We start from the raw sequence: 8,703 nt of genomic DNA, 5'->3' as shown, positions 1-8,703 counted from the left end.
TGCGGCCGCGCCGGGCGCGGGCAAGGAAGTCAAGTCCGCCAAACTGTCGTCGAGTTGGGCGGGCGACAGCGCCAAGAAAAAGGAAATCAAAACCCGCGGCGACAGCAGCGGCGGCGTCGGCCGCAACAACTGGCGCGGCGGCCCGCGCGGGCGCCGCGGCGACAACCGCGAGCAGCGCGACGAGCACCAGCCGTCGGCTCCGGTCGAGGCGCGCAGCATCGAGGTGCACGTGCCCGAGACCATCACCGTCGCCGAGCTGGCGCACAAGATGTCCATCAAGGCATCCGAAGTCATCAAGGCGCTGATGAAGATGGGCCAGATGGTCACCATCAACCAGCCGCTGGACCAGGACACGGCGATGATCGTCGTCGAAGAGCTCGGTCACAAGGCGGTGGTGGCCGCGCTCGACGATCCGGAAGCCTTTGCCGACGACGACGTGGCGCAGCAAAACGCCGAGGTGTTGCCGCGCGCGCCGGTGGTGACCGTCATGGGCCACGTGGACCACGGCAAGACCTCGCTGCTCGACTACATCCGCCGCACCAAGGTGGCCGCGGGCGAAGCCGGCGGAATCACGCAGCACATCGGCGCCTACCACGTCGAGACGCCGCGCGGCATGGTCTCGTTCCTCGACACCCCGGGCCACGAGGCCTTCACCGCCATGCGCGCACGCGGCGCACGGGCCACCGACATCGTGATTCTGGTGGTCGCCGCGGACGACGGCGTGATGCCGCAGACCAAGGAAGCCATCAAGCACGCCAAGGCCGCGGGCGTGCCCATCGTGGTGGCGATCACCAAGGCCGACAAGCCCGACGCCAACCCCGACCGCGTGCGCCAGGAACTGGTGACCGAGGAGGTGCTGCCCGAAGAGTACGGCGGCGATTCACCCTTCGTCGCGGTATCGTCCAAGACCGGAGCGGGAATCGACGCGCTGCTCGAACAGGTGCTGCTGCAGGCCGAAGTGCTCGAACTCAGGGCGCCCGTGGACACGCTGGCCAAGGGCCTGGTGATCGAGGCGCAACTCGACAAGGGCCGCGGCCCGGTGGCCACCGTGCTCGTGCAGTCCGGAACGCTCAAGGCCGGCGACGTGGTGCTCGCGGGCCAGACGTACGGCCGCGTGCGCGCCATGCTCGACGAAACCGGCCGCTCCACAAAAACGGCGGGCCCGTCGATCCCGGTCGAAATCCAGGGCCTGACCGAGGTGCCGCAGGCCGGCGACGAATTCATGGTGCTCACCGACGAGCGCCGTGCACGCGAAATCGCCACCTACCGCGCCGGCAAATTCCGCAACACCAAGCTGGCCCAGCAGCAGGCGGTGAAGATGGAAAACATGCTCGTCGGAATGACCGCGGGCGAGGTGAAGATGCTGCCCATCATCGTCAAGGCCGACGTGCAGGGCTCGCAGGAGGCGCTGGCCCAGTCGCTGCTCAAGCTCTCGACCGGCGAGGTCAAGGTGCAGCTGGTGTACGCCGCGGTGGGCGCGATCAGCGAGTCGGACATCAACCTGGCGATCGCCTCCAAGGCCGTCGTCATCGGCTTCAACGTGCGCGCCGACGCCGGTGCGCGCAAGCTCGCCGAGAACAATGGCGTGAACCTGCGCTACTACAGCATCATCTACGACGCCGTGGACGAGTTGCGCGTGGCAATGTCCGGCATGCTGGCCCCCGAGCAGCGCGAAGAGGCCCTCGGTACGGCCGAGATCCGCACCGTGTTCGTGGCCTCCAAGATCGGTACCGTCGCGGGTTCGTACATTACCTCCGGCATGGTGCACCGCAACGCCAGGTTCCGCCTGCTGCGCGAGAACGTGGTCGTGCACACCGGCGAAATCGACTCGATCAAGCGCCTCAAGGACGACGTCCGGGAGGTCAAGGAGGGCTTCGAGTGCGGCATCAAGCTCAAGAACTACAACGACATCCGGGAAGGCGATCAGCTCGAGTTCTTTGAAATCAAGGAAATCGCGCGCACGCTGTGATCCCGATGGCCGCGAAGAAATCCTCCTCCCCCGATCGCGCCTTCAAGGTGGCCGACCAGATCCAGCGCGATCTCACGGAGCTCATCGCGCGCGAACTGAAGGACCCGCGCGTGGGCCTGGTGACGCTGCAGGGCGTGGAGGTCACGCCCGACTACGCGCACGCCAAGGTGTTCTTCAGCCAGCTCACGGGCGACCCGCAGGCAACGCAGGCGGCGCTCAACCAGGCCGCGGGCTTTCTGCGCAACGGCCTGTTCAAGCGCCTGCACATCCACACCGTGCCCACGCTGCACTTCGTGTTCGACCGCAGCTGCGAGCGCGCGGCCGACATGCACGCCCTGATCGCCCAGGCGGTTGCTTCGCGGGCCAAAGAGGACTGACCGCGCTCAGGCCCCCCGCCCAGAGAGCCGCTTGCAAGCCCCATCGCTCAGGGGAACGACGAGGTCTTGCAGCAGTCCTCGGGGCGCTCGCCTTCGGCAACCGGGCAGCGGTTGAGTTCGAACGGCGACTGCGCGAGCAGCGTGGTCAGCGCGCTCGACGCCATGGTCACCGCCCAGAACGCAAAGAACGCCAGGGTGTAGACGCCCTCGCGCGACAGCGCCAGCGTCTGCCCGAACCAGTGCAGGTCCTGCGGATCGACCAGGGCAAACACCAGCATTTCCAGTACGCCCGCCATCAGAAAGGCGGGCCAGGCAATCCACATCAGGCGCTGCGTCCACATGGCTACTGTCTCCTTGTTGGGTCCGCGGCTTGGCCGTCGGACGGGGGGATCGCGGCTTCAGTGCTGCTGCGGCGGCGGCGGCACCGGCGTGAGCGCATGGTTGCGCCCCTGGATCGCCGGCACCAGGCTCTTTGGCGTGGCCTGGAGCGTTTTGTTGATCTCGATTCCCTGGCGGTAATAGTCCTCGGCGACCACCGGGTCCGGCCGCGCAAGCGCCAGCCACAGGGTGGCGAAGCTGGCGACGATGACGCAGGCCGGGCCCGCGATCACCAGCCAGACATGGCCGAATGTCCACCACGGTGCAGTGTTTTCCGGGCAGGGGCTTGAAGGCATGGTGGCTTACTCCTTGAGGACGGTCTGATTGTGTGATGGGGCGCCAACCTGCTTGGCTGCCTACCGCGGAACCAGGAACACGGATTTTTCCGTCACCCGGGCGCCGGCGCCCAGGGCCTGCACGTCAAAATGCACCGCATGCGCGCCGGGCTTTTCCGAGCCATACGGTATCTGCAGGCGCACGGCGATCCAGCGCGATTGCGCGGCGCCGACGTCCACCTCGGCGTCGGAGGCCAGCGCCAGGCCTTCGAGCCCGCGTGCAGCGACGCGATAGCGCTGCGCTTGCTCCGTCGCGTTCATGATTTGCAAACGGTAGATGTTCTCCAGCCTGCCGCCGGCGACGATGCGCGCGAGCGCCGCGCGGTCGTGCAGCACGTCCACCTTCAGCGGAATGCGCAGCAGCAGGCTGGCCAGCATGCCCAGGCTCAGCGCCGCGAGCAGCGCGCCGTAGATCAGCACCCGGGGACGCAGCACGCGGCGCAGCATCTGCGCCTGGCTCCAGCGCCGGGCCACGCCATTTTGGGTGGCGTAGCGGATCAGGCCCCGGGGGTACTGCATCTTGTCCATCACGCCATTGCAGGCATCGACGCACAGGCCGCAGCCGATGCATTCGTACTGCAGGCCCTGGCGGATGTCGATTCCCACCGGGCAGACCTGCACGCACAGCGTGCAGTCGATGCAGTCACCCAGGCCGCTGGCCTTGGGCTCCACGGCCTTGCCGCGCGCACCCCGGGGCTCGCCGCGCTGCGCGTCGTAGCTGACGATCAGCGTGTCCGGGTCGAACATGGCGCCCTGAAAGCGCGCGTAGGGGCACATGTACTTGCACACCTGTTCGCGCATGAAGCCGGCGTTGCCATAGGTGGCAAAGCCGTAGAACAGCACCCAGAAGATCTGCCAGCCGCCCTGCAGGGCGAGCAGTTCGCTGCCGAGTTCCCGGATGGGAACGAAATAGCCCACGAAGCTCAGCCCCGTCCAGAGCGCGAGCGCGATCCAGACGATTTGCTTGAGGCCTTTCTTGCGCAGTTTCTCCCAGGTCCAGGGGCCCTTGTCCAGCCGCAGGCGGGCGCTGCGATCGCCCTCGATCCGGTGCTCGACCCACAGGAAGATCTCGGTGTAGACCGTCTGCGGGCAGGCAAAGCCGCACCACAGCCGCCCTGCGACGGCCGTGAACAGGAACAGCGCCAGCGCCGAGATGATGAGCAGGCCCGTGAGATAGATGAAGTCCTGCGGGTACAGCACCAGCCCGAACATATAGAAGCGCCGCGCCCCGAGGTCGAACAGCACCATCTGGCGCTGCCCCCATTCGAACCACGGCAGTCCGTAGAAGACCAGTTGCGTGAGCAGCACCATGGCCCAGCGCCAGCGCGCGAACGGCCCGTCGATGGAGCGCGGGTGGATCTTCTTTTGCGCCTCGTACAGGGAGCCGCCCGCGTCCCCGGACGGGGCGTCGGATGCCGCCGGGACGATCGGGATACTCTTGCGCGCGGGTTCGGTGGACGGTTGCATGCTGGTATCGAGGATGCCCCCCGCCCCCTCGGATCAGCGCGCGGCCGCCGACCCGTGCGACAGACCCCAGACGTAGGCCGAGAGCACGCCGATCTGCTCCGCGGTCAGCTTTTCTGCCTGCGCTGGCATCTGGTTCACCTTGCCCTCGTTGATCATCGCCGTGATCACCGCCTCGCCCCAGCCGTGCAGCCAGATGTCGTCGGTCAGGTCGGGCGCGCCCAGCGCCTGGTTGCCCTTGCCGTCCATGCCGTGGCAGGCGGCGCAGAGCGCGAACTTCGACTTGCCCAACGACGCGCGCAGCGAGTCGTGCGGGTTGCCCGAGAGGCTCAGCACGTAGTGCGAGAGATTGCGCACGTCCTCGGGGCTGCCGACCGCTGCCGCCTGGGGCGGCATATTCCCGACGCGCCCCTTGGTGATCGTCTCGCGAATCTGCTCGGGGCTGCCGCCGTGCAGCCAGTCGCCGTCCGTCAGGTTCGGAAAGCCCTTGCTGCCACGCGCGTCCGATCCATGGCATTGGGCGCAATGGTTCATGAACAGCCGCTCGCCGATCGCCTGCGCCTGCGGGTCGCGCGCCATGTCTTCGGGTTTCATCGTGGCAAAGCGTGCGTACAGGGGCTCGAGCACCGTCCTGGCCTGCGCCATTTCGGCCTCGTACTGGTTCTTCTGGGTCCAGCCCAGCTGGCCCGCAAAATTGCCCAGGCCGGGGTACGCGACCAGGTAGCCGAGGCTGAACACGACGGTGATCACGAACAGCCACACCCACCAGCGCGGCAGGGGGTTGTTCATCTCGACCAGGTCCGTGTCCCAGACATGGCCGGTGGTGTTGTCGCTGCCGGCGGACACCTTCTTGCGTCCGGCCATCCAGAGCAGCACCATGCAGGCGACGATGCCGATCAGGGTCAGCGCGGCCACGAAGAGCGGCCAGAAATTGCTCTTGAAGTCACTCATGGGGTGTTTTCTCGGGGTGTTCTGCGGAAGTTCAGTCCTGCTCGAAAGGCAGCCGGGCCGCCTCTTCAAACCGCGACCGGTTGCGGCCCCGGTAGGCCCAGACCCAGATTCCCAGGAAGCAGGCCATCGATGCCAGCGTGGCGACGATGCGCAATGTGGTGATGTCCATGGCGAATCTTTCCTTTCACTTGAGCGTGCGCCCCAGGACCTGCAGGTAGGCGATGAGCGCGTCCAACTCGGACTTCCCCCTGACCTCGTCCGCCGCCGCGGCGATCTGCGCGTCGGTATAGGGAACGCCCACGGTGCGCAGGGCCTGCATGCGCGGCGCGAGCTGGCCCGGGTCGAGCTGGCTCTTCTCCAGCCAGGGGTAGGCCGGCATGTTCGACTCGGGAACCAGGTCGCGCGGATTCGTCAGGTGGATGCGATGCCATTCATCGCTGTACCTGCCGCCCACACGGTGCAGGTCCGGCCCGGTGCGCTTGCTGCCCCACTGGAAGGGGTGGTCGTAGACGAACTCGCCGGCGACGGAGTAGTGGCCGTAGCGCAGCGTCTCGGCGCGCAGCGGCCGGATCATCTGCGAATGGCAGTTGTAGCAGCCTTCGCGGATGTAGATGTCGCGGCCCGCGAGCTGCATGGCGTCGTAGGGCTTGAGGCCCGCGATCGGCTCGGTCGTGGACTTCTGGAAGAACAGCGGCAGGATCTCCACCAGGCCGCCAATGGCGATCACCAGCAGGATCAGCACGATCAGCAGGAAGTTGCTGGTCTCGACCTTTTCGTGGCGAAAGCCGGTCGCAGCGGATGCGTTGTCGGATGTGTCGTGGCTGGACATGGTCTGGCTCCTTGGGTCTCAGGCCTGCGCCGCGTGCACGGCAGGAATGAGCGCCTTGGCCGAGCGGCCACCGATCGCGGTCAGCCAGACGTTCCAGGCCATGACCAGCATTCCGCCGAGGTACAGCAGGCCGCCGACGGTGCGCACCACGTAGAACGGATAGCTCGCCTTGACGCCTTCCACGAAGCTGTAGCTGAGCGTTCCGTCGGGGTTGATTGCGCGCCACATCAGGCCCTGCATGACACCGGCGATCCACATGGCCGCGATGTACAGCACGATGCCGACGGTGGCCATCCAGAAATGCAGCTCGATGGCCTGGATCGAGTGCATTTTCTCCCTGCCGAACAGGCGCGGAACCAGGTAGTACAGCGACCCCATGGAGATCAGCCCGACCCAGCCCAGCGCGCCCGAGTGCACGTGGCCCACGGTCCAGTCGGTGTAGTGGCTCAGCGCGTTCACGGTCTTGATGGACATCATCGGCCCCTCGAACGTGGACATGCCGTAGAACGACAGCGACACGATCAGAAAGCGCAGGATGGGGTCGTCGCGCAGCTTGTGCCAGGCGCCCGACAGGGTCATGACGCCGTTGATCATCCCGCCCCAGCTGGGCGCGAGCAGGATCAGCGAGAACACCATGCCCAGCGATTGCGTCCAGTCGGGCAACGCGGTGTAGTGCAGGTGGTGCGGACCGGCCCACATGTAGGTGAAGATCAGCGCCCAGAAGTGGACGATGGACAGGCGGTAGCTGTACACCGGGCGCCCCGCCTGCTTGGGGATGAAGTAATACATCATCCCGAGGAAGCCTGCGGTGAGGAAGAAGCCCACGGCGTTGTGGCCGTACCACCACTGGACCATCGCGTCCTGCACGCCGGCGTACGCCGAGTAGCTCTTCATGAAGCCCGCCGGGACCTCCGCGCTATTGACCACGTGGAGCAGCGCCACGGCCAGGATGAACGCGCCAAAGAACCAGTTCGCAACGTAGATGTGCCGGACCTTGCGCGTGCCGATGGTGCCGAAGAACACGATGGCGTAGGCCACCCAGACGAGCGTGATCAGGATGTCGATGGGCCATTCGAGCTCGGCGTATTCCTTGCCCGTGCTATAGCCCAGCGGCAGGCTGATGGCCGCCGCCAGGATGACCAACTGCCAGCCCCAGAAGGTGAACGCCGCGAGCCGCCCGGCAAACAGCGACACCTGGCTGGTGCGCTGCACCACGTAGTAGCTGCTGGCAAACAGCGTGCAGCCGCCAAACGCAAAGATCACCGCGTTCGTGTGCAGGGGGCGCAGGCGCCCGTAGCTGAGCCAGGGAATGCCGAAGTTGAGCTCCGGCCAGGCGAGCTGCGCGGCGATGAGCACGCCCACCAGCATGCCCACCACGCCCCAGACCACGGCCATCACGGAGAACTGCCGCACCACCGTATCGTTGTAATGCGCGGCATCTGTTTTTCGAGCATCCATCGGGCACCTCATCATTATTGCGATCGAAGTGTGCGGGAATCCGGCCAGACAGACATTGACCCAAGTCAACCGTCCTGGAGAATGCGCTCGCCTTCCTGCTCCAGGCTCTCGAACTGGCCGTGGTGCACCGCCCACCACAGCCCCGCCAGAATCATCAGCACCAGCACCACGGAGAGCGGGATCAGGAGGTAGAGGATGTCCATCAGAGGGGCTCCCGGGAGGTCTTGGAAAAATCGGCGCCGCTGGTATCGGCGCTGGTGCCCGTGGGCAGCGCGCGCGCCAGGCGCGCGGCGTTGAGCACCACCAGCAGCGAACTGAGCGCCATGCCCAGGCCGGCGAGCCAGGCCGGCATCTGGCCCGCGAGCGCCAGGGGAACGCACAGCGCGTTGTACGCCGCGGCCCAGCACAGGTTCTGACGCACCACCTGCAGGCTGCGACGCGCCAGCAACAGGGTCTGCGGCACCCGCTCCAGGCTGTCGCCGAGCACCACGAAATCGGCGCGCGACTGGGCCAGCGGCACGGCGCGGCCAAAGGCGAACGACACATGGGCACCGGCGAGCACCGGGGCATCGTTCAGGCCGTCGCCGACCATCGCCACACGGCGGCCAGCGGACTGCAAGGCCTGCAGCGCGACCAGCTTGTCCTGCGGCGTGCACCCGCCCTGCGCCCGGGCAATTCCCGCCTGCGCCGCGACGCGCTGCACCGCCTGCGTCCGGTCGCCGGACAGCAGTTGCACCGTGACGCCGGCCTGCTCCAGCGCGCGCACCACGGCGGGGGCCTCTGCGCGCAGGTCTTCCACCAGTTCAAAGCGCGCCAGCTCGTACCAGCGGTCGGCGCCGCGCTGCTCGGCCAGCACGACCTGCAACGCGGCGGCGCCATCCTGCGGCGCCGCATCCGCATGGCCGGCGGAGCCGAGCCGCAGCCTGCGCACCGTGCCCGAGG

Annotated in this window: 11 protein-coding genes; 2 read left to right on the top strand and 9 right to left on the bottom strand. The window is 67.0% G+C overall.

All coding sequences use genetic code 11. From position 1 onward, the window contains the following. The coding region (gene infB / locus VTU_RS0100965; protein WP_010099970.1) for a translation initiation factor IF-2 at positions 1-1,969 on the top strand (1,969 nt) is incomplete at its 5' end. Positions 1,970-1,974: 5 nt separating this feature from the next. Continuing rightward, positions 1,975-2,346 (top strand): 30S ribosome-binding factor RbfA, encoded by a 372-nt coding sequence (rbfA, locus tag VTU_RS0100960; RefSeq protein WP_010099967.1) that lies wholly within the window; start codon positions 1,975-1,977, stop codon positions 2,344-2,346. Positions 2,347-2,393: 47 nt separating this feature from the next. Here rbfA and VTU_RS0100955 read toward each other — a convergent pair whose 3' ends face one another. The 9 genes from VTU_RS0100955 to VTU_RS25170 form a co-directional block, all read right to left on the bottom strand. Then, a complete protein-coding gene (locus tag VTU_RS0100955) occupies positions 2,394-2,687 on the bottom strand; it encodes a hypothetical protein (protein WP_010099965.1) in 294 nt (97 codons plus the stop codon). Positions 2,688-2,744: 57 nt separating this feature from the next. Further along, positions 2,745-3,020: a FixH family protein gene (locus VTU_RS0100950; protein WP_029553979.1), complete on the bottom strand. Its 276-nt coding sequence runs from the start codon at positions 3,018-3,020 to the stop codon at positions 2,745-2,747. 60 nt (positions 3,021-3,080) lie between these two features. Next, on the bottom strand, positions 3,081-4,526 hold the full coding sequence (ccoG, locus tag VTU_RS0100945; protein ID WP_010099962.1) for a cytochrome c oxidase accessory protein CcoG: 1,446 nt from the start codon (positions 4,524-4,526) through the stop codon (positions 3,081-3,083). 33 nt (positions 4,527-4,559) lie between these two features. Beyond that, on the bottom strand, positions 4,560-5,474 hold the full coding sequence (gene ccoP, locus VTU_RS0100940) for a cytochrome-c oxidase, cbb3-type subunit III (RefSeq protein WP_010099961.1): 915 nt from the start codon (positions 5,472-5,474) through the stop codon (positions 4,560-4,562). 31 nt (positions 5,475-5,505) lie between these two features. After that, on the bottom strand, positions 5,506-5,643 hold the full coding sequence (locus VTU_RS0100935) for a cbb3-type cytochrome oxidase subunit 3 (protein ID WP_010099960.1): 138 nt from the start codon (positions 5,641-5,643) through the stop codon (positions 5,506-5,508). A 15-nt stretch (positions 5,644-5,658) separates the two neighbouring features. Then, positions 5,659-6,303 carry a cytochrome-c oxidase, cbb3-type subunit II gene (ccoO, locus tag VTU_RS0100930; RefSeq protein ID WP_010099959.1) on the bottom strand — a complete coding sequence of 215 codons (645 nt, stop codon included), beginning with the start codon at positions 6,301-6,303 and terminating at the stop codon, positions 5,659-5,661. A gap of 18 nt (positions 6,304-6,321) precedes the next feature. Next, positions 6,322-7,761 (bottom strand): cytochrome-c oxidase, cbb3-type subunit I, encoded by a 1,440-nt coding sequence (gene ccoN / locus VTU_RS0100925; RefSeq protein WP_010099958.1) that lies wholly within the window; start codon positions 7,759-7,761, stop codon positions 6,322-6,324. Positions 7,762-7,826: 65 nt separating this feature from the next. After that, positions 7,827-7,964 (bottom strand): cbb3-type cytochrome oxidase assembly protein CcoS, encoded by a 138-nt coding sequence (gene ccoS, locus VTU_RS0100920; protein ID WP_010099956.1) that lies wholly within the window; start codon positions 7,962-7,964, stop codon positions 7,827-7,829. Further along, on the bottom strand, positions 7,964-8,703 hold a 740-nt coding region (locus VTU_RS25170; protein WP_010099954.1), incomplete at its 5' end, for an HAD-IC family P-type ATPase. The genes ccoS and VTU_RS25170, both read right to left, overlap by 1 nt.

The sequence above is a fragment of the Verminephrobacter aporrectodeae subsp. tuberculatae At4 genome (assembly GCF_000193225.1).
Taxonomy (GTDB): domain Bacteria; phylum Pseudomonadota; class Gammaproteobacteria; order Burkholderiales; family Burkholderiaceae_C; genus Acidovorax; species Acidovorax aporrectodeae.
This window is presented reverse-complemented; position numbering and strand designations above follow the sequence as displayed.